Origin of the sequence: Bacillus sp. DB-2, from assembly GCF_003315125.1 — a bacterium.
GTDB classification, from domain to species: domain Bacteria; phylum Bacillota; class Bacilli; order Bacillales; family Bacillaceae_G; genus Bacillus_A; species Bacillus_A mycoides.
Genome location: NZ_QNRN01000004.1, coordinates 62,821 through 88,815 on the forward strand (window position 1 = coordinate 62,821; position 25,995 = coordinate 88,815).

Annotated in this window: 23 protein-coding genes, 1 pseudogene, 1 riboswitch and 1 other annotated feature; of the genes and pseudogenes, 21 read left to right on the forward strand and 3 right to left on the reverse strand. The window is 31.8% G+C overall.

What is annotated here, in order from left to right; genetic code table 11:
* Window positions 1-151 precede the first annotated feature (151 nt).
* From DET63_RS08125 to DET63_RS08135, 3 genes are all read left to right on the forward strand, one after another.
* Window positions 152-2,278, forward strand: a complete 2,127-nt coding sequence (locus tag DET63_RS08125) for a peptidoglycan D,D-transpeptidase FtsI family protein (RefSeq protein WP_113936362.1) — start codon at window positions 152-154, stop codon at window positions 2,276-2,278.
* 77 nt (window positions 2,279-2,355) lie between these two features.
* A complete protein-coding gene (gene lepB / locus DET63_RS08130; RefSeq protein WP_113936363.1) occupies window positions 2,356-2,886 on the forward strand; it encodes a signal peptidase I in 531 nt (176 codons plus the stop codon).
* A 256-nt stretch (window positions 2,887-3,142) separates the two neighbouring features.
* A complete protein-coding gene (locus DET63_RS08135; protein WP_113936364.1) occupies window positions 3,143-4,321 on the forward strand; it encodes a macrolide family glycosyltransferase in 1,179 nt (392 codons plus the stop codon).
* 49 nt (window positions 4,322-4,370) lie between these two features.
* Here the strand turns inward: DET63_RS08135 and DET63_RS08140 are convergent, their stop codons facing one another.
* On the reverse strand, window positions 4,371-5,054 hold the full coding sequence (locus DET63_RS08140) for an aspartate/glutamate racemase family protein (RefSeq protein ID WP_113936365.1): 684 nt from the start codon (window positions 5,052-5,054) through the stop codon (window positions 4,371-4,373).
* Window positions 5,055-5,204: 150 nt separating this feature from the next.
* A riboswitch (SAM riboswitch) is annotated at window positions 5,205-5,320 on the forward strand.
* A gap of 139 nt (window positions 5,321-5,459) precedes the next feature.
* On the opposite strand from DET63_RS08140, the gene DET63_RS08145 reads away from it, so the two are divergent.
* The 4 genes from DET63_RS08145 (at window position 5,460) to DET63_RS08160 (ending at window position 8,746) form a co-directional block, all read left to right on the forward strand.
* Window positions 5,460-6,008 (forward strand): ECF-type riboflavin transporter substrate-binding protein, encoded by a 549-nt coding sequence (locus DET63_RS08145; RefSeq protein ID WP_113936366.1) that lies wholly within the window; start codon window positions 5,460-5,462, stop codon window positions 6,006-6,008.
* Window positions 6,009-6,018: 10 nt separating this feature from the next.
* A complete protein-coding gene (locus tag DET63_RS08150) occupies window positions 6,019-7,719 on the forward strand; it encodes an ABC transporter ATP-binding protein (protein WP_113936367.1) in 1,701 nt (566 codons plus the stop codon).
* Window positions 7,712-8,512 carry an energy-coupling factor transporter transmembrane component T family protein gene (locus DET63_RS08155; RefSeq protein WP_113936368.1) on the forward strand — a complete coding sequence of 267 codons (801 nt, stop codon included), beginning with the start codon at window positions 7,712-7,714 and terminating at the stop codon, window positions 8,510-8,512. The genes DET63_RS08150 and DET63_RS08155 overlap by 8 nt, the downstream gene beginning before the upstream one ends.
* A gap of 135 nt (window positions 8,513-8,647) precedes the next feature.
* On the forward strand, window positions 8,648-8,746 hold the full coding sequence (locus DET63_RS08160) for a YjcZ family sporulation protein (RefSeq protein ID WP_000007808.1): 99 nt from the start codon (window positions 8,648-8,650) through the stop codon (window positions 8,744-8,746).
* A gap of 99 nt (window positions 8,747-8,845) precedes the next feature.
* Here DET63_RS08160 and DET63_RS08165 read toward each other — a convergent pair whose 3' ends face one another.
* Together DET63_RS08165 and DET63_RS08170 are read right to left on the reverse strand one after the other, a co-directional pair.
* A complete protein-coding gene (locus tag DET63_RS08165) occupies window positions 8,846-10,165 on the reverse strand; it encodes a sensor histidine kinase (protein ID WP_113936369.1) in 1,320 nt (439 codons plus the stop codon).
* A gap of 46 nt (window positions 10,166-10,211) precedes the next feature.
* On the reverse strand, window positions 10,212-11,093 hold the full coding sequence (locus DET63_RS08170; protein WP_113936370.1) for a protein kinase family protein: 882 nt from the start codon (window positions 11,091-11,093) through the stop codon (window positions 10,212-10,214).
* A 126-nt stretch (window positions 11,094-11,219) separates the two neighbouring features.
* Here DET63_RS08170 and DET63_RS08175 point away from each other — a divergent pair, with 126 nt between their 5' ends.
* The 14 genes and pseudogenes from DET63_RS08175 (at window position 11,220) to DET63_RS08240 (ending at window position 25,907) form a co-directional block, all read left to right on the forward strand.
* Window positions 11,220-11,738 carry a GrpB family protein gene (locus tag DET63_RS08175; RefSeq protein ID WP_113936371.1) on the forward strand — a complete coding sequence of 173 codons (519 nt, stop codon included), beginning with the start codon at window positions 11,220-11,222 and terminating at the stop codon, window positions 11,736-11,738.
* A 109-nt stretch (window positions 11,739-11,847) separates the two neighbouring features.
* Complete coding sequence (locus tag DET63_RS08180; protein ID WP_002085249.1) at window positions 11,848-12,378, forward strand: hypothetical protein; 531 nt, start codon at window positions 11,848-11,850, stop codon at window positions 12,376-12,378.
* A gap of 12 nt (window positions 12,379-12,390) precedes the next feature.
* The gene (locus DET63_RS08185) at window positions 12,391-13,065 is read left to right on the forward strand and encodes a response regulator transcription factor (protein ID WP_002032425.1); all 675 of its coding nucleotides are present in this window, start codon (window positions 12,391-12,393) and stop codon (window positions 13,063-13,065) included.
* Window positions 13,062-14,477, forward strand: a complete 1,416-nt coding sequence (locus tag DET63_RS08190; RefSeq protein WP_113936372.1) for a HAMP domain-containing histidine kinase — start codon at window positions 13,062-13,064, stop codon at window positions 14,475-14,477. The genes DET63_RS08185 and DET63_RS08190 overlap by 4 nt, the downstream gene beginning before the upstream one ends.
* 148 nt (window positions 14,478-14,625) lie before the next feature.
* Window positions 14,626-15,615, forward strand: a complete 990-nt coding sequence (locus DET63_RS08195) for a zinc-binding dehydrogenase (RefSeq protein WP_113936373.1) — start codon at window positions 14,626-14,628, stop codon at window positions 15,613-15,615.
* Between the two features lie 273 nt (window positions 15,616-15,888).
* Window positions 15,889-16,488, forward strand: coding sequence for an undecaprenyl-diphosphatase (locus DET63_RS08200; protein WP_002085252.1), 600 nt, complete (start codon window positions 15,889-15,891; stop codon window positions 16,486-16,488).
* 224 nt (window positions 16,489-16,712) lie between these two features.
* Complete coding sequence (locus tag DET63_RS08205; RefSeq protein ID WP_113936374.1) at window positions 16,713-18,851, forward strand: penicillin-binding protein; 2,139 nt, start codon at window positions 16,713-16,715, stop codon at window positions 18,849-18,851.
* A gap of 191 nt (window positions 18,852-19,042) precedes the next feature.
* Window positions 19,043-19,300 (forward strand) — a binding site (T-box leader).
* A gap of 65 nt (window positions 19,301-19,365) precedes the next feature.
* On the forward strand, window positions 19,366-20,604 hold the full coding sequence (locus DET63_RS08210; protein ID WP_113936375.1) for an MFS transporter: 1,239 nt from the start codon (window positions 19,366-19,368) through the stop codon (window positions 20,602-20,604).
* A gap of 111 nt (window positions 20,605-20,715) precedes the next feature.
* Window positions 20,716-21,741, forward strand: coding sequence for a serine hydrolase domain-containing protein (locus DET63_RS08215; RefSeq protein ID WP_113936376.1), 1,026 nt, complete (start codon window positions 20,716-20,718; stop codon window positions 21,739-21,741).
* Between the two features lie 27 nt (window positions 21,742-21,768).
* Window positions 21,769-22,320, forward strand: a pseudogene (locus tag DET63_RS08220) (GNAT family N-acetyltransferase).
* 171 nt (window positions 22,321-22,491) lie between these two features.
* On the forward strand, window positions 22,492-22,947 hold the full coding sequence (locus tag DET63_RS08225) for a CcdC protein domain-containing protein (protein WP_113936377.1): 456 nt from the start codon (window positions 22,492-22,494) through the stop codon (window positions 22,945-22,947).
* Between the two features lie 80 nt (window positions 22,948-23,027).
* Window positions 23,028-23,534: a DUF3189 family protein gene (locus DET63_RS08230; RefSeq protein ID WP_002085266.1), complete on the forward strand. Its 507-nt coding sequence runs from the start codon at window positions 23,028-23,030 to the stop codon at window positions 23,532-23,534.
* A gap of 196 nt (window positions 23,535-23,730) precedes the next feature.
* On the forward strand, window positions 23,731-24,537 hold the full coding sequence (locus DET63_RS08235) for a DegV family protein (protein ID WP_078176616.1): 807 nt from the start codon (window positions 23,731-23,733) through the stop codon (window positions 24,535-24,537).
* 146 nt (window positions 24,538-24,683) lie between these two features.
* Window positions 24,684-25,907 carry a methyltransferase domain-containing protein gene (locus tag DET63_RS08240; RefSeq protein ID WP_113936378.1) on the forward strand — a complete coding sequence of 408 codons (1,224 nt, stop codon included), beginning with the start codon at window positions 24,684-24,686 and terminating at the stop codon, window positions 25,905-25,907.
* Window positions 25,908-25,995 lie beyond the last annotated feature (88 nt).

Genomic DNA, 25,995 nt, shown 5'->3' on the forward strand with positions numbered 1-25,995 from the left:
TTTACCTTTTCTTTATGTTTGTTTTAATTTCTATTAAGTTTTAAACGTTATATTAATATGCGTACAAAGTAATGTATGGAAATTGTACATTATTTTTAATATAGAAAGCTTAAAATTATTAGAAATGTTGTAAGGAGGAGATTATGACAAGGTGAAAAAGAAAGAGAAAAAGAGTGGTAGAGCACTACCTATACGATTAAATATTTTATTCTTTTGTGTGTTTTTATTATTTTCTGGAATTATAATCCAGTTAGGCAAAGTACAAATTTTCGATGGAGAAACATATAAAAACGAAGTAGAAAAAAGAGAGAATGCAACTGTTAATCTTACAGTACCACGTGGCAAAATTTATGACCGTGAAGGTAATCCAGTTGTTGACAATAAGTCTTTACGTACGATTACATATACAAAGGTGAAAGGTGTAAAAGCGGAAGAAATGTTAAAAACCGCAAGACAACTTGCAGCAATAATTGAAATGCCGCAAGAAGATATTGATAAGTTAACAGAGACTGATAAGAAAGATTTTTGGATGCAATTAAATCCAAAACTTACTCAAAACTTAGTATCTAAAAAAGAAATAGATACGTTTAGGGAAAAGGATATTAATGGGAAAGATCTAGACAAAAAAATAGAAGAGTTAAAAAGAAAGCGCATCACAGATAAAAATCTTCAAGAATTAACAGCCATAGATATAGAAGTGTTAGCTATTAAAAGTAAAATGACTTCAGGTTATCAAATGGCACCTCAAATTATTAAAAAAGATGTTAGTGAAAAGGAATATACTGTGATTAGTGAAAATTTAGCAAATCTCCCAGGTGTAGACGCATCAGTTGATTGGGAAAGGCTCTATGTAAATGATGGCTTATTCCGTTCAGTTCTTGGAAATGTTTCGAATGCTGATGAAGGATTACCACGTGAACGATTAGATTATTATTTAGTGCGTGAGTATAGCCGGAATGATCGTGTTGGGAAAAGTTACATCGAACAGCAATACGAAGATGTGCTTCATGGTACGAAAAAAGAAGTAAGAAGTATTGCTGATAAACAAGGTAATACAATTAGAACTGAAACAGTTTCTGAAGGAAAAAGCGGCAAGAATTTAACTTTAACAATAGATATGGAATTACAGAAAAAAGTAGAAGAGAGCATAGAAAAAATATTAAAGGCCTATAAAGGTTCAGAATCGATGTTGGACCGTGCTTTCGTTGTAATGATAAATCCGAAAAATGGTCAAGTATTATCAATGGCAGGGAAAAAATTAGTAGAAAAAGATGGGAAAACAGAAGTTGAAGATTATGCTTTAGGTACGATGACAAGTTCATATGAGCTTGGATCAACTGTTAAAGGTGCGACAATATTGACTGGTTTTGAAACGAAAGCTATAACACCAGGTACTTATTTTTATGATGCGCCTATGAAGTTTAAAGGAACTAAGGAGAAGAAGTCTTGGAAAGAGTTTGGAAATATAGACGATTTAAGAGCGTTACAAGTTTCTTCAAACGTTTATATGTTTAATACAGCATTAAAAATTGCAGGTGTGGATTATGTGAAAAATAGCTCATTAAATATTAAACAGGAATACTTTGATAAAATGAGGTATTATTTCAGGCAATTTGGATTAGGTGTTCCAACAGGTATCGATTTACCGAATGAAACAGCTGGACAAATTGGTAAAAAAGATAACCAGCCAGGTTTCTTATTAGACTACTCAATTGGCCAGTATGACACGTATACACCGCTTCAGCTTGTACAGTATATTTCAACAATCGCAAACGGTGGATATCGAATGAAGCCACAAATTGTTCAAGAGGTTAGAGAGCAAACCGCGCAAAAAGATGAGATTGGTAAAGTGGTGCATTCAGTAGAACCAATCGTTTTAAATAAAATAGATATGAAAGAGGATTATATAAATCAAGTAAAGGAAGGATTTAGGAGAGTATTCCAAGAAGGTGATGGAACTGGAGTAAGGGCATTCCAAAAAGCACCGTATAAACCAGCGGGAAAAACAGGGACAGCACAGACAGTATACGGTGGAGAAAGTGATATTGGAAGAAATGAAAAAGGCGAGCGAAGAGAATGTTATAATTTAACGTTAGCAGGATATGCGCCATATGACGATCCAGAAGTAGCATTTTCTGTTGTTGTGCCCTGGGTTATAAATGATAAATCAGGTATTAACTCTGATATTGGAAAAGAAGTTTTAGATGCTTATTTTGATTTAAAAAATAAGCGATTAACTGGCGAAGCACCAAAAATAGATGACTCTAAAGAGAATTAAAATATACGAAACGTCTCTAGCAATTATATGAACTAGAGACGTTTTTTACATACGAATAGTTTAGAAATGAGGTATATATGAAGCAATTGATTCTAAAAGATTGGAGAAAAATATGTAGCTATATTTTAATTATAATAGGAATTATTTTTATTAATAAGTTATTTTTATTTTGTATGGTAGAAGGAATTTCGATGCAACCTACTTTGAATGAGAATAATCGCATACTAGTTAATAAGGCTAGCATCTATTTTTCTTCTTTTCATCATGGTGATGTTGTAATAATAAAAAAAGAAGACTCGCCTACATACTACGTGAAGCGAATTATTGGATTACCAGGGGATAACGTACAATTAAGAAACGATGTGTTATATATTAACGGTAAAAAGCGAGATGAGTTGTATATACAGTTAGATATGTCACAAGTATCAAATCGTTTTTCAAACTTTAGAGAAATGAAAGTTCCCTCGCATAAATTATTTGTACTAGGTGATAATCGTAATCATAGTATGGATAGTAGGAATACACTTGGACTGATCAATGAGTCACATGTAATAGGTAAAGTAAAAATGGTATATTATCCATTTGATCAAATAAAATGGTTAAAATAATTCTATTAGATATGCACGTTTTACAAAATAAATCATATATTGATAGCATAGGACAAGCAGAAAAGCTTATCCTAACCTCACAGAACACTCCTTATCACAGTTAGGCATCTACATTTTATGTAGATGCCTTTTTCAATGTCTGATAATTATTTATCAACCTAAAGTAGTAAGTATATTGGGACTATTAAGGGGAGATTGCTTGTAATAATAACAGTACGATTAATAAGAACATTGAATTGTAAGGAGTGAGAAATAAGTGATGAACATTTTAATAGTTAATTTCCCTGCAGAGGGACATGTAAATCCTACATTAAGTTTAGTAAAGGCCTTTACTGAAAGAGGTGATAACGTACACTATATTACAACGGAAAGCTTTAAGGAAAGGCTTGAAGTTTTGGGAGCCATTGTACATACTCATCCGGATTTATTAAAGGAGATTTCTATTGATAATGAAACTTCATATGGATTAAAATCTTTCTTTCATGTACATGTTCAAACTTCTTTATACATATTAGAAATTACGAAACGATTATGTAAAAGCATTAATTTTGATTTCGTAGTTTATGATATATTTGGTGCTGGAGAGTTAGTAAAGGAATATTTACAAGTTCCAGGCATAGTTTCCTCTCCTATATTTTTAATTCCACCAGTATTATTGGAAACCTTGCCTTTTCATCCAAATGCAGAAATACAATTCCAACCCGATGAACTCTCTGAAAAGTTACTGCATCAAATGGAACATGAATTTGGAGTAAAGCCCAAAAATAATCTTCAATTTATGCATAATAAGGGAGATATTAGTCTCGTGTATACAAGTCGTTATTTTCAACCTAATAGCGATTCGTTCGGAGAAAACAATGTTTTTATTGGACCGAGTATTATAAAGCGCAAAACAAATGTAAAGTTTCCACTTGAATTGCTTTCAAAAAAGAAAGTTATTTATATTTCAATGGGAACACTTCTCGAAGGGCTCGAACCATTTTTTAATACTTGTATTGATGCTTTTTCAAATTTCGAAGGGATTGTAGTAATGGCGATTGGTGATAGAAATGATATTTCAAAAATTAAGCAAGCGCCAGACAACTTTATTATAACCCCTTACGTACCTCAATCAGAAATATTAAGTGAAGCAGATGTTTTTATTACACATGGTGGAATGAATAGTGTGCACGATGCAATCCATTATAATGTCCCATTTGTGATAATACCGCATGATAAAGATCAACCTATGATAGCGCAAAGATTAACTGAGCTTGAGGCAGCACATAGATTATTGAAAGAGCATGTTAATGTGCAAACTTTAAAAAAGGCGGTAACAGACGTTCTTTCAAATGAAAAGTATAAACATGGCATTCGAAAACTGAATGAAAGTTTTTTAGGGTGTGGTGGTTCCAAAAGAGCCATTGCAGTTATTGATGCTCTTTTAAATAAATAGTTCGGACAATATAAAAGCATAGAGGCTCTACCTGTATGCTTTTATATTATTATCCAGCAAATTGTACAGCAGTATTTGCATGTAAATAAGCAGTATCAAAAACAGGAACAGTAAGGTCATTTTGGGAAATAAGCAATGGTATTTCAGTACAGCCTAGTAATATTCCTTCCGCACCATTTTGAATTAATGAATTGGTAATTTGTATTAGTTTTTCTTTTGATGTTTCTGAAATAATTCCTCTACTTAATTCATTTAATATGACGTGATGGATAAAAGTTCTTTCTTCGTCATTTGGGATAATTGTCTCAATGTTATATTTTGCTAGTCGTGATGTATAAAAATCTTGTTCCATCGTTTGTTTCGTTCCTAATAATCCGATCCGTTTTATATTCTGTTCTACCATTTCTTTAGCACTTACATCACCGATATGAAGAAGTGGGATTGATATTGCTTGTTCTACTTCCTCAGCAAATAGATGTACAGTATTAGAACACATTAGTAAACATTCAGCTCCTGAGTTTTCTACCTTTTTTGCTACTGCGACTAATTCATTTTTCACTTCTTCATATTGATGATTTTGTAATAATGTAGTTACTTCACCAAAGTCCATACTATATAAAACAAGCTTCGCATTTTGATCATATTGAGAGAGAGTTAGTGTATTAATATGTTTATAATATAACGATGTTGATTCCCAACTTAGTCCGCCAATTAAGCCAATTACTTTCATCATGCATTCCTCCTGTAACAATTTTGAATTTATTATTTCATAATTCCGATAAGAATACAATGATTTAATTGAACTATTTATCGAAAAATAAAAATAGTAAGAAAAGTATTGAAATTATTTATTGTTAGTGCCATAATACAGATTACAAATACATACTTATCCAGAGAGGTAGAGGGAACGGCCCTTTGAAGCCTCAGCAACCCCTATGTAATTACATAGGAAGGTGCTAATTCCGCAGAGGACACGATGTGTCTTTTGAAAGATAAGGGGATTCTTGTACGTGAAAGAAAATGACCTCTTATTTAAGAGGTCATTTTTTGTTGTATAGAAAGGAAGTGTCGATGCATAATTCATTTTCAAAATAAATATAGAGTATTAAAAGTTGAATAATACGAGAGGGGAATTGTAATGAACAAATTAACGACAAAGCTAGTAGTAGCTATTGGAATTGGAGCAGCTTTATACGGGGTATTAGGGCTTTGGGGATTTTCTATCGCACCGAATACATTTATTAAACCCGCATTGGCTATTTTAACAGTTTTTGGAGCTTTATTTGGCCCAGTAGCAGGACTTTTAATAGGATTCATCGGTCATACCGTTACAGATACGATCGCTGGATGGGGTATTTGGTGGGGATGGGTTATTAGTTCAGGTATTATTGGTTTAGCAATGGGACTCATACAAAAAAGAGTTGGTTTTAGTGTAAAACATGGAACGTATAATAACCGTGATATTTCTTATTTTGCAATTGCAGGGTTAATCGGTATTGTCATAGCTATTATATTTGCTGGAGCATTCGATATTATTGTGATGGGAGAACCGTTTGACAAAATAGTTATACAAGTACTAGGCGCAACAATTGCAGACGTTATCGTATTTTTAGTTCTTGGCTTACCAATCACGATCGGTCTAGCGAAATCAAATAAGAAACATACACATTTAAAAATTGAAAAGTAGGGATGAATACATGCAACCAATTATTTCTTTTGAACAATTTACCTTTCAATATAGGCATACCACGCAGCCTACTTTAAAAGATATTACATTTCAAATATATCCTGGGGAAAAGGTACTTATCGCCGGACGAAGTGGTTCAGGTAAGTCAACATTAGCTCATTGTATAAATGGGCTAATCCCATTTTCTTACGAAGGGATAAGTACCGGTAACATTTTAATAGCTGGAAAGGATCCGAGAAAAGGTAGTGTTTTTGAACAGAGTAAACACGTAGGGACAATATTACAAGATCAAGATGCACAATTTATAGGCCTTACTGTCGAAGAGGATGTAGCATTTGCATTAGAAAACGATTGTGTAAATCAAATAGAAATGAGAAAGATTGTTACGGATTCTTTAAAAAAGGTAAGCATGCAGGACTTTCATACACAAAGTCCACATGAATTATCAGGAGGTCAAAAACAGACAGTCTCTCTTGCAGGTCTGCTAACGACAAATGCAGATATATTATTATTTGATGAACCGTTAGCTAATTTGGATCCTGCATGTAGTTTGAATACAATAGAACTCATTAAAAATATACATGAGAAATATAATAAAACAATTGTAATTATTGAACATCGAATAGAAGAAATATTAAACCTTGATTTAGATAAAATTATTTTAATTGATGAGGGAGAAGTTATTGCCGTTGGTTCACCGGATAGTATTTTAAATTCTGATATATTACCAAATATCGGACTAAGAGAACCTATTTATATAGAGGCGCTAAAGAAATTAAATTTTGATAGTAATAATGTGAGGGTATTTCCAATTGAAAATCTTCGTAATGCAGGCGTTCATAGCCTATTAAAGAACTGGATGCATAAGCAAGTTTCATCAAAAAACAAATATATTAAAAAAGCTTTATGCAAGATAGAAAATTTATCATTTACGTACAATAACAAACATACAGCCTTAGAAGATATCAACCTTTCAATAGGAGAGGGAGAAATAGTAGCGTTATTGGGTCATAATGGAGCAGGAAAATCGACATTAGCTCATACTCTTATAGGAATAAATAAAACAGAGAATGGGAGAATAACATTCGATGGAGAAAATATAAATTGTTGGTCTATTCGTAAACGCGGGGAAGTTATTTCTTACGTTATGCAAAACCCAAATCAAATGATTACACAGCCTACTGTTTTAGAAGAGGTTTCATATTCATTAAAATTAAAAAAGGTTTCTAAAGATGAGATTGAGACAAGAGTCGAAAAATCTTTAAAAATTTGTGGATTATATCCATTTCGTAACTGGCCAATTCAGGCATTAAGCTATGGACAAAAAAAGAGGCTTACTATTGCATCTGTACTTATAACAAACCCAAAACTTATTGTATTAGATGAGCCAACAGCTGGACAAGATTATTACCATTACAAACAGTTTATGTCGTTTATTAGAAAACTGGCTAAAAGGGGCATATCCTTTATTATTATCACACACGATATGAATCTTGCTTTAGAATATGCAGATCGAGCGGTAGTTCTGCATGAAGGGAAAATTATTGCGGACAATACTGTATCTGCTGTTTTAGGGGATCAAGGAACGTTACAAAGAGCTAATCTACGGGAGATTTCATTAATAAAACTAGCTAAATTAAGCGAAATTCCAACTCCAGAAACATTTGTGAAACTTTATATTGAGGCTAATAGGAGGGAGGAATATGCATAATACGTATTTTTATCGTATGGATGGTGCAATTAAATTATCTTTATTTATATTTTGTATGACACTTACTTTTTTATTTTTTGATTTTCGTATATTGCTAATTTTATTTATTGTTGGATGTATCAGCCTCTTAATTGCAAAAATTCAATTGCGTAAAATTATAGTTATTTTCAGCGTTATATTTACATTTAGTTTATTAAATTCCGTTATGATTCTTTTCATTACGCCCACCCATGGATCGGAATTAACGGGATCGTATACCTCTTTTTTTTATATAGGTTATGCAACAATTACATATGAAACTTTATTTTATGCAGCTACACTTTCATTGAAATATTTTACGTTATTACCATTTACACTTCTTTTTATTTATACAACTCATCCAAGTGAATTTGTGAGCAGCTTAAATAAATTTGCTGTTCCTTATAAAATTACATATGCAATAAATATTGCACTGCGTTATATACCAAGCATTCAATCTGAATATATAATCATTAGACACGCGCAGGAAGCAAGAGGCGTACCTTTTGAAAAAGGAGAAGCGAGCTTGTGGATTCGTATGAAAAACCGTGTTTTAATTTTTTGGCCACTTATTATTCATTCATTAGAAAGGATTGATACTGTTTCAAATGCAATGGATTTAAGAGGTTTTGGAAAAAAGGATAAACGAACGTGGTACTATGCAAAAGACGCACAAAAGGAGGATTACATCACACTTTTTGTTGGTATTATCATTTTGATTATTGCAGTTTACTTAAAGCTGAATGTATTCCAAAGCTTCTGGTACCCATTTTAAAGCACTCTCAATAGAGTGCTTTTACTAATTTTTATGAAGACATGCTCAAAAAAGGGAGATATACATACTGTATAATACGAACCAGTTAAAATGATCAACTACCTATTAGTTTTCAAACCAAAAGGAGGAGAAAATATGAGTTTCGGCGGTTCTTGTGGTTTTGGTGGAGGTTTCGCTTTATTAGTTGTGTTATTTATTTTATTAATTATTGTTGGATGTAGTTGTTGGAGCTAAGGGTACTAATTTCTAATTAGTCTCTTCTAAATGTAAATTAAAAAAACATAGCAGATACTTTTTGTATCGAAATAAAAAAGGAGCCATTATGCTCCTTTTTTATTTATTATGCAACGTGCTCTCATTATTATATTTTGGGAATGTAATAGTTAAAGTAGTTCCTTTATTAACGATACTTCGGATTTTTAAATTGCCTCGCATCGTTTCAATAATTTTAACAGCAACCATCGTACCTAAACCAGTACCTTTCGTTTTTGTACTAAAATACGGTTCGCCAAATCGATTAATTTGCTCTTGCGACATTCCAACTCCACTATCTTGAATCCTTATTATGACCTTATTATTGCTGACAGTTGCAGAAATAATTAGATTACCGCCACATGGCATTGCTTCTATACTGTTTTTTATTAAATTTAAAAAACATTGATGGAAGTGCTGTGTATTACCAATAATTGTTCCCTCTGAGAACTCTTTTGTAATATTAATATTATTCATGTTACAAAAAGGCAACATCATATTAATAACTCGATTTAACTCGTGCTCCACTGAAATATGATCTAGTTTTTCTGAAGCTGGTTTGGCAAAAGTTAAGTAATCATCAATAATTGCTTGTGCACGATTTAACTCTTCAAGAATATGTTCAATATACTCATCTTTGGATTGTTGAGTTATATTGGGTGTTTTTAAAAGTTGTGTAAATCCTTTTACAACAGTCAATGGATTCCTTACTTCATGTGAAATACTTGCAGCGAGTTGGCTGACAATCTCCATTTTTTCAACTTTTATTAATTTTGATCGCATAAATATTGCATCTTTTAAAACCTCATTAAAATAGACCATAAATAATATTAAAATAGTTGGTAATAGAATGAAATAAATAATGTACAAATTATTCACTTCAAAATCTGATAGAGTTAAAACAATTACTGTTGTAAATATTGCAAGGAAAAAAGTTAAAAACATAGATGAAGTTACTTTTATTTTCCTATTGTATGTATTAAATTTTGATGATGCGAATGCTGTAATGATTAACATCGTTCCATAAACAATGATTGTTAACAGGCTAAAACCATAAAACATAAAACGTATTATTAATAAAATCATGAGTAATGCAATACCGACTGGAAATCCACCATAAAGTGTACCAATTAAAAAGGGGATTTGTCTTAAATCATGAATATAATTTTCATCCATATAGATGGGATACCGCATACATAAAATTAGTGGGATACTCGTACAAAGAATGATAAGTAGTTTCTTATATTTCTTCCCGAAGTACCCACTATCATAAATAAAATAAAAAACAAATATACTGCTTAAAATATAAAGAAGATTATTTAAAACATTTTGATTAATGTAAACAAAGTTCATAATACATGCCCCGTTATCCTGAATTTCAATCCCATATGTATTATACATTATAAAAGTGCAAGTTTTACATGTACTTTTATAATGTATGTAGTTTTTATAGATTTTCAGTGTTATAGGCTTTTAACCATGCATTATTAAACTCTTCCATTGACGCATAGCGCTCACTACGATTTTCATTTACAGCACGGTATGCTACTTCATATAAGCCTTCACTAGCTTCCCATTTCATAAAGGAACGATCTTGCCCGCCACCTAGTAGTGCAAAAGCTATAGCCCCCATATTAAATACGTTTGTTTGTCCGTCTATTATAGAGTTAAGTTGAAACTCTTCAGGTGACATAAAACGAGATGACCCCCACATTCGTCCCATCTTATTTACATACGGTTTGTTACTGTATAAATCAATATCACAAATTTTTGTTTCATTAGTTTTAAAGTTGTACAAAATACTACCGTCATAAAAATCAATAGCTACATAGTTTTTGTGTTCAACGTAAGTATGGAAATTAAAAATAGAATTTAATGAAATTAGCCTATTTTTAACGGATAATTTCTTATATTTATAAAATGGTGAGTTAGGATCATTGTATTTTGCTGGGGGTGGGAAACTCCAGTGCGGGTGAAGACATTCACCGTCAAACCAATCGAAAATTAAAACATATCCATGTTGTACAGGATAGTGATCAATTAAACTTATAAGAGAAACGTGTTTTAATTCATTGTATATAGTAACTGAGCTTTTTAATCTTTGTATAGCTTCATTTGTAGAAGCATTATATGCGAGTGTTTGTGCCCCTGCATATTTTATAAAGTGCTTTTTCCCATTCTTTTCAACACCAAAACTTATATTACCGGAATCTTGTTGGTCAAAAACCGCAAATACTGTACCTAGTTTTGTAAGCCAATCAAAATTATGATGTTTTTTTAGTTGGAATGTTATAGTATCTAACTGAATTTTAACTGGAATATCTTTCATAATTCACCTCAAATTTAATATAATTAAGTTGTCCATTACAGTATTCGACATATTTTGTGAAATCCCTATATTTATAAAATTAAATTTTATAAATATAATAATATATAGTTATAAGGAGGAAAGCAAATGGATGGAAAAATCATAATTAAACCGTACCAACAATATTGGCATACAGAGTTTTTAAATGAAAAAAATAAAATTGTGCCGTTACTCCATGAAGAAATTATTGCCATTGAACATATCGGAAGCACAGCCGTAGAAGGGTTAGGGGCTAAACCTCTTATTGATATGATGATCGGCGTAACAAATTTACAAATTACCGGAAATTGGAGGGAAGCCCTAGAAGAAATTGGCTATGAATATGTTCCTAAAAAAACACCTAATTGGCGTTTTTTTAGAAAAGGTAAATGGAGAGCTGGTACCCACCATTTACATGTTTATATTTATAATAGCGAGGAATGGAGGAACAACCTTTTATTTCGAGACTTTCTAATAAATCATGAGTGGGCACGTGAAGAATATAGAGTATTAAAAGAGATGCTTGCTGCTGCATATCCTTTTGATCGTGTTTCATATACAAATGCAAAAGCACCGTTTATTTGCAACATATTAGAATTGGCCAAAAAGGATATAAATAAAATATAAGTAGTTTTCAGATTCTCATTTTATTTTAATCTTTCTCTCATGTTATTCTCTCTTTTACTTGATACACTGCTGATTATAGAGCTTTTGAGTCAAAAGGAGATTATATAAAATGGAGAAAATACTTAGAAATAAATATTTCCATATATATGTTAAAATAATTGGTATTACTATTATTGTTTGTAGTGTAGAATTGCTATTTATTAATGTTTTGTACGGGAATGTATTAAATGTACAATGGCTAAATAAGAAATTAGGTTCTTTAGGTGAATACGGGGTAATTATAGCTGCATCATTATGGTTCTTACGTCATATATGGTTATTTTTAAAGAAGAAACATATTCACGGATTTAAAATAATTAAAGAGCTATATCTTTTTATAAAACATTTTCACGTATTAATTGGATACGCTGTAATAGCTGTTGCGACTACTCACGGTGTTTACTTTTTAATAAAAGGAAGTCGTCATATAATACTAATATACAGTGGTATATTTTCTCTTTTAACCTTAATAACATTAGGGGTTGCGGGATTTGTTTTACAGAAATCTAATCAGAAAACAAAATTGAAGATGTATCGAAAAGCACATCAAATTATTGCAGTCATATTCGGAATAGGATTACTTATTCATTTAATCGTATAGGAGGAAGTATCGTTGCAACATATACTAATTATTGAGGATGAGGAAAGCTTAGCAGATTTTTTAGAATTAGAATTAAAGTATGAAGGATATATAGTAGATATACAACTTGATGGAAGAAAGGGATTAGAAGCAGCACTTGAAAAGAATTACGATCTCATATTACTTGATTTAATGTTACCAGGATTAAACGGACTGGAAGTATGTCGTCGACTAAGAGCAACTAAAAGTACACCTATTATTATGTTGACTGCTCGTGATAGTATTATGGACCGTGTGACAGGGTTAGATAGTGGAGCTGATGATTATCTTCCAAAACCGTTTGCAATTGAAGAACTTTTAGCACGTATGAGAGTGATTTTTAGGAGAGAAGAAAATACAGAGCAAAAGCACGCATCATTTCTTTCGTTTAAAGATCTACAGCTTCAGATTGAATCTCGAACTATAACTAAAGGAAATGAAGAAATTGAACTTACAAATAAAGAATTCGAGCTACTGCTTATGTTTATGAAAAATATTAATCGAGTTCTTACCCGTGATATTTTACTGGACCAAGTATGGGGTTATGATGCAATGGTTGAGACGAATATAGTCGATGTATATGTTCGTTATTTACGTAATAAGTTACATAGTGTGGATAAGGAGGAGTATATCCAAACAGTCCGCGGTGCTGGATATATAATGAAATGATAAAAAACATTGTGCACCGAATTCGAAATTTACCTATAAAGTGGAAATTAACACTTTGGTCCACTACACTAGTATTCATTTTGTTTATTTTGTATAGCACGTTACAATTCATTGTAATTAATAAGTGGACTATAGATTATGAACAGAAACAAATAAACAGACAATTGACAGAAATAGCGGCATATTTTCAAGATAAAAACGAAACGCTCTCGAGCAAAACATTTGAAAATAGTAAAGAATTTCTAAATAATATGATTGATAAACATCAAATGATTCGTATTATCGGAAATGATGGAAAGCCCATTGTTACTGTTTCTCGAGATTTTAATGAAGCTTGGATAAAACCAAAACAGGTTACCCAAGATGAATCCTTAATAAAAAGACATATAGAAGATCGAATATTAGTTGAGCGCATACCAATTCAAACAAAAAAATTCACGGGAACTATTGAACTTACGAAAAACTTAGAGACATTTGATCATTTATTAAAAATTATCTTAGTGGTAATGGTCTTTGCAGGGATATGTGGATTAGTGTTTAGTTTTTTAGGCGGAATACTTATAACGAAAAAGCTTTTATCAAGTGTCCAAAACATAACGGATACGATGAAGCGTATTAAGAAAAACGGACTAAATGAAAGAGTTCCAGTACGAGAAAATAATGATGAACTCGCAAAATTATCGATTCTTTTTAATGAAATGATGGATGAAGTAGAAACTTCTTTTACACAGCAAAAACAGTTTGTAGAAGACGCATCTCATGAATTAAGAACACCATTAACAATTATTCAAGGGCACTTATCAATGCTGAATCGATGGGGGAAAAATGATTCAGCAGTATTGGATAAATCTCTTCAATCCAGTCTAAAAGAAGTAGATCGATTAAATAAATTAGTTTCAGAACTGCTAGAACTATCAAGAGCTGAAGCAGAACAAATGCATCCAATAGCAGTCGAACGAGTCCATGTTAATAGCGTATTAAAACAAGTTACACAAAACTTTGCAATACTGCAAACTGACTTTCAATTTGATATGAAATTGGATGCAGATGAAGCGTATGTTTCAATACCATCATCTTACTTAGAACAAATAATTATTATTGTAATGGATAATGCAGTGAAATATACAAAAGAAGCTAATAAGTATATTTGCATTGAATCAAGTATGCGGTCAGGCAAAATTAAAATCCGAATAATAGATCATGGGGCAGGAATACCTGAAGCAGATTTACCATTTGTTCTTAACCGTTTTTATAGAGTTGATAAAGCGAGAAGCCGAAAACAAGGTGGAAATGGGCTAGGTTTATCAATTGCAAAAAGGCTTGTAGAAAAATATAACGGAGCTATTCAATTAGAGAGTAAAGAAAACGAAGGAACAGTTGTTACGATTACATTTCCTTATGCTACACATTAATAGTTAAAGGTATAAAATTCTTTTTGAAAATACTCTTTAAAAGGAGGAATACATTTCGTATTTCCTCCTTTTTTAATGCTTAGTAATCAAATTATTTTATTTATTTTGATATTTAAAGTACATTGAAAGGATTAAGGGGGAATAATTAATGAAAGCTATTGTACATCAACATAAAAAAGGATTGAAAGGTTTAGAATATAAATTATCACCGGAGATAGCTCCTAAGGCCGGGGAAGTTAAAGTTAAATTAAAAGCAGCAGGTTTAAATCATCGTGATTTATTTATAATGAATAATAGAAAAGATATGGAATTACCTTTAATTCTAGGATCAGATGGTGCAGGTATTGTTACGGAATTAGGAGAAGATGTTTCAAATATCGCACTACATACAGAGGTTATTATAAATCCTAGTATTGGATGGAATAATACTCATGAAATACCAGAGTTACCTGAAGTACTAGGTGGACCAGCCGATGGAACGTTTGCTGAATATGTTATTGTACCAGCAGAAAATGTAGTGGAAAAGCCATCATATCTTACGTGGGAAGAATCTGGCGTTTTATCTTTATCGGCATTAACTGCATATAGAGCGCTTTTTACAAAAGGTAGATTAAAACCTGAAGAACATGTCCTAATTCCGGGAATCGGCGGTGGTGTAGCTACTTATGCTATGTTATTTGCTAAAGCAATTGGAGCAAAGGTGAGTGTTACTTCAAGGATAGAGGACAAAAGAAAGGCTGCTGAAAAATATGGAGCAGACTTTTCTTTTAATAGTTCTGGTAATTGGGACGAGTGCCTACATGGAGAAAAAGTGGATTTAATTATAGATAGTATAGGTCCGGCGACTTTCTTAAAATATTTTGATATATTAAAACCAAATGGAAGAATCGTTAACTTTGGTGCAAGTTCAGGAGATAAAATCGAATTACCGTTACGAGCATTATTTTATAATCAAATCGATATTATGGGAACATCAATGGGGAGCAGTGAAGAGTTTAATGCGATGATTCATTTTATAGAGGAACATAATATTAAACCAATCATTGATAAAGTATATCCATTAGAAGAAGCAATTCAAGCTTTAAATCGAATGCAGCAAGGAGAACAATTCGGTAATATTGCCCTTCGTATGGAATGAAAATATGATTTCAGAGAAATTATATTTAAATGAACATGTTAAGTATTATATTCATGCATAAAGTGTTTATCATACTATTTAAAATGTTTTACAAGCTTTATACATACTTAGCTCTTGTAAATAGTTACACGATTGTCATATGAATAGTAATAAAATGAGAATTAGATGAGAAAAGTTTAAGCCCATTTTCATATTGATGTTGTATACTGTGTAAATCAAGAACACTTGTATCTTTATTTAAAGTACAATGAGTAATAATAAGGGGAGAGTAATATGAATTACACAGTATTTCAATGGATTAATAACTTTGCTGGATCATCCAAGCTATTAGATACGCTAATGATCGCTATTACAAATAGTGTTCCATATGTAGCTATTCTATTCATGCTTATCCTATGGTTCAATAATGGAAAGAAAGAGAATGCAATTAGAAAACAATATACAGTGTTATATACGACACTTTCAGTTAGTATTGCATTATTAGTAAATGTTCTTATACATGCGGTATATTACCATCCGCGTCCTTTTATAACACATCATGTAAATCAATTAGTACCGCATGCAGCAGATTCATCATTTGTAAGTGATCATTCTGTACTCGTATTTTCGATTGCTTTCGTATTTATTCTAAGAGGAGAAAAACTTAAATATATCGCGTTAATATGGGCAATATTAGTCGGTGTATCACGCATGTACGTAGGCGTTCATTATCCTCTAGATATACTTGGTGCTGCGTTCTTAACATTTATTACAAGTGGATTAGTGATGCAAAGCGCACGTATATTTGAACCGTTAGCAAGTTTTATTTTCAAAATGTATGCACTAGTAGCAAAACGAGTTCCTTTTTTAGCGAAATATAACCACATAGCGTAAACTTAAGAACCTACCAAAAAGTAGGTTCTTTTCATTTGAAGATTCGAAAAATTTCACTCACCGTATTTTATATTTAAATACATAAACGATCAGAAACAAATAGCAACTTAGATTGTTTTCTTATCGTTTTAGAGGAATTCACTGAAAAAACTACGAAAAATATAGTATCTAAAATAAAAAAGTGCATATTTGCATTAATAAATTGTAAAGGAAAGGAGATCAGTATGCATAAACTTCAAACGAATAAAGGCGCTCGATATATGATGATTGCTTTTATTGTTTTGTTTCTTACGATGCTTTTACGTATATTTTATATTCAAGCAGTAGGAGTCGTGCATAATGTTAATGTAAAGGATCTTGCGAATGAACAACAGAATAAAAATGGAGTTTTGGAAGCAAATCGTGGCACAATTTATGATCAAAGCGGGAAAGTATTAGTCCAAGACTCAACAACATATCGCATCGTTGTAAATTTAAAAGGAAAAGATAAATTAAAAGATAAAGAAGATACTGCACAACGTTTAGCAGGTGCGCTTGAAGTTGATAAAGAGGAGATCATGAAAAATTTTCATGAAGGACGTACGCAAGTTGAAATTGGTAAAATTGGTCGGAATTTACCTAGAGAAGTGAAGGAACAAATAGCAAAATTAAAAATACCAGGGGTGTCATTTACGACAGAAAAAGCTAGAGTATATCCAAACGAAGACTTTGCATCATATATCCTAGGTTTTGCTAGGCCAGATGAAAAAGGAAATGCAGAAGGTAAGTTTGGACTCGAACAAAGTCTTGATAAATATTTGCGCTCTACAAACGGAAATGTAAAATATGTAGGTTCACGAAATGGTATCCCACTTACAAATGATATAGGAAAAATAGAACCTGCTAAAAATGGAAATAACGTATACCTTACGCTTGATAAACAAATTAATAGTTTTTTAGAAGATGCAATGAACAAAGCGGAGCAACACTATGACCCTTCTATGTTAGTAGGTATTATTGCGGATCCAAAAACAGGTAAGATTTTAGCAATGTCTAGTAAGCCTAGTTATAATCCTAACAAAGGAGACATTGAATATTTTTTAAACGATCCAATTGCGAATGCATTCGAACCAGGGTCTACAATGAAAGTTTTTACATTAGCTGCTGCAATTAATGAAGGTGTATATAACGGGAAAGAATATTTCCAATCAGGAAAATACGCAGTTGGTTCAGCAGAGATTAAAGATCATAATGGCGGCTATGGATGGGGTTCAATTACATTTGATGAAGGGTTTGAACGGTCATCGAACGTTGCTTTTTCTATTTTAGAAGATCAGTTACTGAAACCAAATAAATTCAAGCAATATATGAATAAATTTGGTTTCAATCAAAAAACAGGTATAGATTTGCCTGGAGAAAGTAAAAATACATTATTGCTAAATACTCAAATCCAACAAGTTACTACTTCTTTCGGTCAAGGCTCTACTGTAACCCCTATTCAAATAGTACAAGCAGCCACAGCTATAGCAAATGACGGGAAAATGATGCAACCTTATATTGTTGATAAGGTTGTAAATCCAACAAATAAACAAGTTATTATGGAAAATCAACCTAAAGAAATAGGGAATCCGATTAAAAAAGAAACCGCAGATAAGGTAAGGAACTTAATGGAGCGTGTTATAACATCATCTAAAGGAACGGGAACGATGTATAAAATTGATGGTTATCCGATTGGTGGTAAAACAGGGACAGCGCAAATTCCGAATCCTGAAAATGGACGATATATGGAAGGGAAAGATAATTATATTTTTTCATTCTTAGGAATGGCTCCAATTGATGATCCGCAATTAGTCGTATATTTAGCCATTAAGCAACCTAAATTAAAAGGGAATGAATACGGTGCTCAGCCTCTTGCTGAAATTTTTAAACCAGTTATGAAAAATAGTCTAGAATATTTAAAAGTGAAACCATATACAGAAAAGCAAATGGCAGATGCAACAAAGAAATCTGAAATAAAAGTACAAAATTATGTAAATCAAACAATGGATACCGTAAAAAATATTGCAGAAAAAGAGAAACTTCAGCCGGTATTATTAGGAGAAGGAAAGATAATAAAACAATATCCACAGACTGGCGAGGTAATGAGTGAAGGAGATCGCATATTTCTAGTAGGAAGTAATGTGAAAATGCCTAACCTAAAAGGTTGGTCAATGCGTGATGTTATGTATTTCTCTAAGTTGTTGAAATTAGATTTAAAAACAACAGGTACAGGGTATGTAACGAGTCAAAGCATTGAAAAGGAACAATATATACAAGAAGGTGATACTTTAAAACTAGATTTGGAACCGCCTCTAGAACCATTAGCAGAAGCGAGTACAAATTAATATCGAATTTTGTAAGAGTCTATAGTAGAATAGGCTCTTTTTGTTAGAGTTACAAGCAATTTCACGCACCGTATTTTTTAATAAATAAAAAATCAAGTTACAAAATTATAAAGAATGCTCACTTTTTAAAAAAACTGATTATTCTTTTTAATTATTTACAATATAAAACCTATGTGATAATATGGAAAAAACCAAATGCAGTGAAGAGAAGAGTAAATAAAATGAATTTTTCACAGAGAGCTCCATTTAGCTGAAAAGGAGCAAAAATTCTTTATTGAATCAAGTCTCTGAGCAGCACATCGGAACCTTTTAAAAGTGGATGGTGTGACGGGAGCTCCCGTTATAGAGCTAAGGTATAAGCATGGAAATAGTGCAGTACCTGATAAGGTTAATATGGCGACATATTAACAAACTAGGGTGGCACCGCGATGATAAATCTCGTCCCTAAGACTTTAAGTCTTGGGGGTGGGATTTTTTTATTGTTTTAAAACAATTTAGAAAGCGGGTGCCTAAAGTGAAAAAATTACTTAAAGATTTGAAATATCCTTTATTACTATTGTCCGGAGTTGGTATTGCGAATTTAGGTGCATGGATTTATTTAATCGCACTGAATGTACTTGTCTATAATATGGGTGGCTCAGCCTTAGCTGTCGCTACTTTATATGTGATAAAACCATTAGCCACTTTATTTACAAACGCTTGGTCAGGAAGTATGATAGATCGTTTAAATAAACGAAAGTTAATGATTCACCTCGATATATATCGAGTAGTATTTATCGCTATTTTACCCTTGGTTCCATCCCTTTGGATTGTCTATCTCTTAGTATTTTTTATAAGCATGGCCAGTGCGATTTATGAACCAACTGCTATGACATATATGACGAAATTAATTCCAGTAGAGCAAAGACAACGTTTCAACTCACTACGTAGTTTAATAGGATCAGGTGCATTTTTAATTGGTCCAGCAGTGGCGGGGATATTATTAATAACTGGTACACCAGAGTTTGCTATATATATGAATGCTATAGCATTTTTGCTATCAGGGTTCATTACATTACTTTTACCTAATCTTGATAAAAAAGACGATTTTAATACATCCAATGATAAATTGTCACTAACTGTATTAAAGAAAGATTGGAACATAGTTTTAAATTTCAGCAAAAAATCTGTGTATATAGTATGTGTTTATTTCCTATTCCAAGGAATGATGGTTTTAGCTACCGCTATAGATTCACTTGAACTATCGTTTGCGAAAGAAGTTTTATTGTTAACAGATAGTGAGTATGGCTTTTTAGTTAGTACCGCTGGTGCGGGTTTTATTTTAGGAGCAATAACAAATACAATTTTATCAAAAAAATTAGCACCTTCATTTCTAATTGGGATAGGATCATTATTCATTGCAATCGGATATTTGATTTATGCTTTTTCAAATGAGTTTTTAATGGCTGCTATTGGATTCTTTATTCTATCTTTCTCTATGGCATATGCAAATACAGGATTTTACACATTTTATCAAAATAACGTTCCGGTTCATATGATGGGACGAATCGGGAGTATATACGGGCTCGTTATAGCTGTTTTTACAATTTTTATAACGATTCTGTTCGGCGTTGCAACTCAATTCACTTCTATACAACTTGTAGTCATTGTAGGAGTATTGGTAATGCTACTTATTACTATCATATTGTGCGTGTTTACTTTATTACCATCGCAGTCTAAGGTATATTCCGCTGAATCAATAAATTCGAAATAGTTCCCTTGGTTTTTATTTGAAACTTAGGGGGGTGAATAGGAGGTTTCTTTCCCCTATATATGGAAAAATAATAAGGGGAAAGAACAATACCAATAAACAAGGGTGGTTATTATGATAAAAACAAAAGATCAAATAGAGAAAATTGTAAAAGAAATACATCAGAATATAGATTTTTCTGGGCTAGTCTTAATAAAAAAAGATGATGATATTATTTATGAAAATTCATTTGGATATGCTAACCGAAGTGAATGTATAAACAATACACTACAAACAAGATTTGGAATTGCCTCAGGATGCAAATTATTCACTGCTATCAGTATCTGTCAACTTGTTGAAAGAGGTGTAATTACTTTTCATACAAAGTTAAAAGATTGTCTACATATTAAATTTCCAAACTTTAATGAAGATATTACAGTACATCAACTTTTAACGCATAGTTCAGGTATTCCAGATTATTTTGATGAAAGTATCATGGATAACTTTGAAGACCTTTGGAAACAAACTCCTATGTATCTATTAAAAAGTTTAAAAGACTTTTTACCATTATTCCAAAACAGTAATATGATGTTTACACCAGGAAGTAAGTTTTACTATAACAATGCAGGTTTTATTATACTTGGATTAATTATAGAACAGCAGACAGGACTTGAATTTACGGAATATATAGAAAGAAACATATTTGTTCCAGTTGGTATGAATGATTCAGGCTATTTCTCTTTAGATAATTTACCAAAACATACAGCTCTCGGATATATAAAGGATGGAAATAGTCAAAAATGGAGAACAAATGCATACTCTATACCCATAAAAGGAGGTTCTGATGGTGGTGCTTATATTACTGCACCAGACATGGTGAAATTTTGGGAAGCTCTATTTAACAACGAAATATTAAGCCACGAATATACGAAGTTACTTTTAACTCCTCATATTTTAGTGAATAATAGCCAGTCTTACGGCTATGGAATATGGATTGAAAAAAAACAAGGAAATATTTTTAAATATCATGTAATGGGATATGATCCAGGCGTGAGTTTTCGCTCGGCCGTATACCCGGAATTAGGAATTACATTAGTTATTCCATCAAATAAAGGGGCAGGACCTGAAAAACTAATGGTAGAAATAGAAGGAGTTTTGTAATTACATGGATATAAAAAAGAAGACGAAATAAGCTAGGTACGTTGCCGTGCGTTATCTTTTTTAGATACAGCATATTATGACAATGTACTTAGAGAGAAAGAAAAATATGAAAATCCCGCTATTGAACTAGTAGCTATATATGAAGACCAAGTAGTAGGATTGATAGATATTGAATATGAAGTAAAAGAGCGTACTGTTTGTTCAAGAGGAATAGGGCTTGGCGGTATGATTTGGCATATTGCAGTTCATCCGGATCTTCGTAGAAGGAGCATTGGTAATCAACTATTAAATAAAGCAGAAAAGATAGCTAAAGAACTCAAGCTAAATCGACTAGAAGCATGGAATAGAGACAATCTGTGGGTACATGGATGGTATGAAAAAAATGCTTTTGTAAACGTATATTCATATTTACACGTATATTCTGATCATACAGATGAAATAAAAGATGTAATAAAAAGTAATATAGAACAGTTAAATCCGGTTCAAACATTTGCTCATTACACAGGTGAAAATAAAGAAGAGATAAGAAAACAATTTAAACGGGTTCATGAATGTACTCGTTTTGAATACAGGTACTAAAAGACGTACGAGTAAAAAGTACGTCTTTTTACTTTTATAAATAATGCTTAAGACTGATGTAAAAGAACACTCCATATTTTACAATTTAATGTAGATATTGTATTTCGAGTATCGAATAAAGAAAGAAGAATATAATTTTTAAAGGGAAACGTGTAAATAGGGGGGATTTAATTGGATATTATCGTTGTTATTCTTATTATCGTTTTAATGCAAGGGAAAGAACGTAAAGTGAAAATTAATCGTATTTGGCTTGTTCCAGCTTTATTGTGCTATGTAACAATTCAGTCCATTGTTCACATGGAGCAAGTAACTTTATTGCAAGGACTTCTCTTCGTTGCAATGTTTGGAATTGGATTGGCACTTGGGATTATTAGGGGGAAAGCTTTAACATTTCGGTTAGATAGTGAAACGGGTCATGTATTACGAAAAGGAAATTGGTTAAGTACAATTATTCTCCTTTTTATTTTAGGTGCGAAAATCGTGATTAAGCAAAGTATGTTTTCTGGCAGTACGCACTCCACATTAATGGTTGTAACGAATGCCTTCCTCTGTATCACATTAGGTACAGTAATTAGTAGACGATATTATATTTGGAAAAAATATAATGAATTAACACAAAGAGTATAAAAAAATTCATCCCTTGTTTAACAATCTTTTGAATGGTGATACTAATTAACATTGAACTTTTTACAATAAGGGATGATATTATGATTTTTATCTACACAGATTTCGGTGGAACGCATACAACATCGCTAGCTGCAGCTTATCATTTAAATAAATTACCAACTGATCGGAAGTTAACGAAAGAAGAAATTTTAAATGTGGAGTACTTTAATAAATTGAAAACAGAAGATATGGGGAAAATTATTTTTCATGGACAAGATGAATATGGGAATCCCGTATATACAATTGGCTGCGGGGCATCAAAGGTCGTTGTACCTGCAATGAAGCATTTAGGAGAGATTCTGCAAAAACATTATCAAAACCATGATAAGATTATTTTTTCTAATACATCACCAACAGTTCCATTGCCAATGACTTTAGGCGGTTTGTTTTCTAGAAGATTTCATATTGATTTTATTGGTGTACCGTTACTCGTATGGGGAGCAAAGATTTGCTGTGATAACATCCAGCGACTTGTCAGTTATACGAAAGAAGCGGGGCGAATGACGAATGATTATGTTGTCATTTTAGATAACGAAACATTTAAGTAATTTAATGTTAAAAGAAAGCCGGAAAATTTTGTGGTTTTCTTTTTTTTGATAAATAGACAAAAAACATTCACATTTATTATACATCTACTATAGCCAAAATAATAAAGTCCTGTTACTATTACAGGGGATATTCTCTTTTCGTAAGATAAATATATAGAAAAGTCAGAAAAGAGGAACAGAATAAGGGAGGAACAACATGAAGCGTGTTGCTTGGTTTACTGATAGTACAACTGCGAGTTTTACAACAGATGGTGATAACTTTGTTATCCCAATTGAAGTTATTATTGATGGAGTGTCTTATAAGGATTGTGAAGAAGGAGTTCATAAACGCCTTTATGAAGCGTTAAATGATGGAAGAACAGTTACTACTTCGCAACCTAATATAGGGGAAATGGTAGAATTATTTACTAAATGCAAAGAAGAATATGAAGAAGGCTTTGCAGTTGCTATTAGCGGAAAAGTAAGTGGGACCTATCAAAATATGAAGTTAGCTGCTGATATGGCAGGTTTCCCTTTAACTGTATTAGATAGTGAAACGACAAGTTATCCAATGGATGAACTTTTGAGAAAAGCTAAAACGTTATACAATGATGGTATGACTTTACAAGATATACATAAAACATTAGTAGATGAAAAAAGAAGGCCTTTTTATGTATTTCCAAAAAGCTTAAAAGGTTTATATGCAAGTGGTCGAGTAAAGGGAGTTCAATTTTTACTTGGAAGTTTATTAAGTGTCAACTTAATCTTAGAAGTAAAAGGCGGCGAACTTTTACTTGAAAAGAAAGTGCGTAAAATCCAAAAATGTAGAGAATACATTAAAAATGAACTTGAAAAAGAATTACCAAAAGTACTTCATATGTTCTATGCTAACGATAAAGATGGAGCTGAAGAATGGATTTCAGATATTAAACAATCATTTCCTGAAATGGATTTCAAACTGTATCCATTGCCGATTTCATTTGCTGTACATGCAGGTGAAGGTACAATAGCAATTAGTTATTAAGAGGAAAACCCGTGAATGATTCGCGGGTTTTTTTATTTTTTTCTACAATTACCCTATACTAGATAATTATATATAGATGGATAAAAGGATTTCCTACTATTAGAAAAGAAGTATTTATAAACAAATACTAAAATGGTAGTGATATTATGAAAATCGGAAAGTTTGGAGAAAAAAACAATATAAGTATAGATACAATTAGACATTATATGGATCTCGGACTAATTATTCCTGAAAAAAAGGGTGGCCATTATTTTTTTGATGAGTATTGTCAAAAAGATGTAGAGCTTATATTAGAGTACAAATGGCTAGGATTTAGTTTGAATGAAATTAAAAAACTTTTTCTTTATAAAAGTTTAGCAAAATCTATAAATTATGAAAAAGATACTTTTTACCAATCTTTATTTAAATTGAAATATGAAAAGATTGAACAAGAAATACAAATTTTAGAGGAAAGAAGAGATAAATTAAAGGTAGCGTTAAATGATTTATCTATAACAACTGAGATTTCTAATTCAATTTTAGGGGTAGATTTAAGGGTGCTTAATTTTCTTACATGTTTTAAGTGTAGTGGAAATTTAATTCTTCAAGATGGAATTATTAATAGTAATCAAATTACGGAGGGGAAATTAACTTGTAATTGCGGCGAAGAATATGTTATTAATTCAGGGATTTTAACAGCAGATAAATCGTTTGAAACGTCTGACAGGGCTTCTTTTGAAGATCCTATTTCAGATTATATCCATGCAACTGATTCTTCTTATTTGGAGAATATACATAGAATAGGAGAATGGGCGAAAAAGAAACTAAAACAACTAGATTTAAATGACAAGGTAATACTTGATATAGGATCGGGTCTTGGATTCTTTTTACGAAATATTTATGAAGAGCTGCCAGAGGATTGCTTATATATTGCTGTTGATCGAGATTTGAATAAACTTCTATTTTTAAAAGATGTAATTGAAAAAAAAAATTCCAAAAGAAACATTCTTTTTATTTGCGCTGATTTTTTAAGTATACCTATTCAGAACCATTCTGTTGATATTGTAATTGATCAGTCTGGTACAAGTAATTACAGTTTTGAGCATGAAAAATTTTTATTGCACGAATTAAACTATCTATTCAAACCTGATTGTTATTTATTAAGTTCATTTATTGTATTTAAAAATTTTAGCATAAATAGCCAAATTACAACTAGATTAAGAGATAATTTTACGTCTTCAAAAGTCAAGGAAGAAATCCAAAAGCTACAGTTTAATTCCATAGATGAAAGAACTTCAGAATATATAGAACGAGGAGGAAAATACGAGGATTTCTTTGTTCAAGGAGAAGAAATTTATACATATGCATTTTTCGGAAAAAGATGGGGTTAACCCCATCTTTTTTAATTTTTCTTTTAAAAGTTTTTAATACTAGCATATTGATATTGGGTTGACCCGAGAACTTACACTGTACATAATA

What these genes read in the sequence shown, in the direction of transcription:
- DET63_RS08190 (WP_113936372.1), top strand. Translation starts at nt 13,062, where the DNA reads ATGATAAAAAACATTGTGCACCGAATTCGAAATTTACCTATAAAGTGG.
- DET63_RS08145 (WP_113936366.1), top strand. Translation starts at nt 5,460, where the DNA reads ATGAACAAATTAACGACAAAGCTAGTAGTAGCTATTGGAATTGGAGCA.
- DET63_RS08155 (WP_113936368.1), top strand. Translation starts at nt 7,712, where the DNA reads ATGCATAATACGTATTTTTATCGTATGGATGGTGCAATTAAATTATCT.
- DET63_RS08140 (WP_113936365.1), bottom strand. Translation starts at nt 5,054, where the DNA reads ATGATGAAAGTAATTGGCTTAATTGGCGGACTAAGTTGGGAATCAACA.
- DET63_RS08230 (WP_002085266.1), top strand. Translation starts at nt 23,028, where the DNA reads ATGATTTTTATCTACACAGATTTCGGTGGAACGCATACAACATCGCTA.
- lepB (WP_113936363.1), top strand. Translation starts at nt 2,356, where the DNA reads ATGAAGCAATTGATTCTAAAAGATTGGAGAAAAATATGTAGCTATATT.
- DET63_RS08205 (WP_113936374.1), top strand. Translation starts at nt 16,713, where the DNA reads ATGCATAAACTTCAAACGAATAAAGGCGCTCGATATATGATGATTGCT.
- DET63_RS08200 (WP_002085252.1), top strand. Translation starts at nt 15,889, where the DNA reads ATGAATTACACAGTATTTCAATGGATTAATAACTTTGCTGGATCATCC.
- DET63_RS08165 (WP_113936369.1), bottom strand. Translation starts at nt 10,165, where the DNA reads ATGTATAATACATATGGGATTGAAATTCAGGATAACGGGGCATGTATT.
- DET63_RS08170 (WP_113936370.1), bottom strand. Translation starts at nt 11,093, where the DNA reads ATGAAAGATATTCCAGTTAAAATTCAGTTAGATACTATAACATTCCAA.
- DET63_RS08215 (WP_113936376.1), top strand. Translation starts at nt 20,716, where the DNA reads ATGATAAAAACAAAAGATCAAATAGAGAAAATTGTAAAAGAAATACAT.
- DET63_RS08195 (WP_113936373.1), top strand. Translation starts at nt 14,626, where the DNA reads ATGAAAGCTATTGTACATCAACATAAAAAAGGATTGAAAGGTTTAGAA.
- DET63_RS08160 (WP_000007808.1), top strand. Translation starts at nt 8,648, where the DNA reads ATGAGTTTCGGCGGTTCTTGTGGTTTTGGTGGAGGTTTCGCTTTATTA.
- DET63_RS08240 (WP_113936378.1), top strand. Translation starts at nt 24,684, where the DNA reads ATGAAAATCGGAAAGTTTGGAGAAAAAAACAATATAAGTATAGATACA.
- DET63_RS08235 (WP_078176616.1), top strand. Translation starts at nt 23,731, where the DNA reads ATGAAGCGTGTTGCTTGGTTTACTGATAGTACAACTGCGAGTTTTACA.
- DET63_RS08180 (WP_002085249.1), top strand. Translation starts at nt 11,848, where the DNA reads ATGGAGAAAATACTTAGAAATAAATATTTCCATATATATGTTAAAATA.
- DET63_RS08175 (WP_113936371.1), top strand. Translation starts at nt 11,220, where the DNA reads ATGGATGGAAAAATCATAATTAAACCGTACCAACAATATTGGCATACA.
- DET63_RS08150 (WP_113936367.1), top strand. Translation starts at nt 6,019, where the DNA reads ATGCAACCAATTATTTCTTTTGAACAATTTACCTTTCAATATAGGCAT.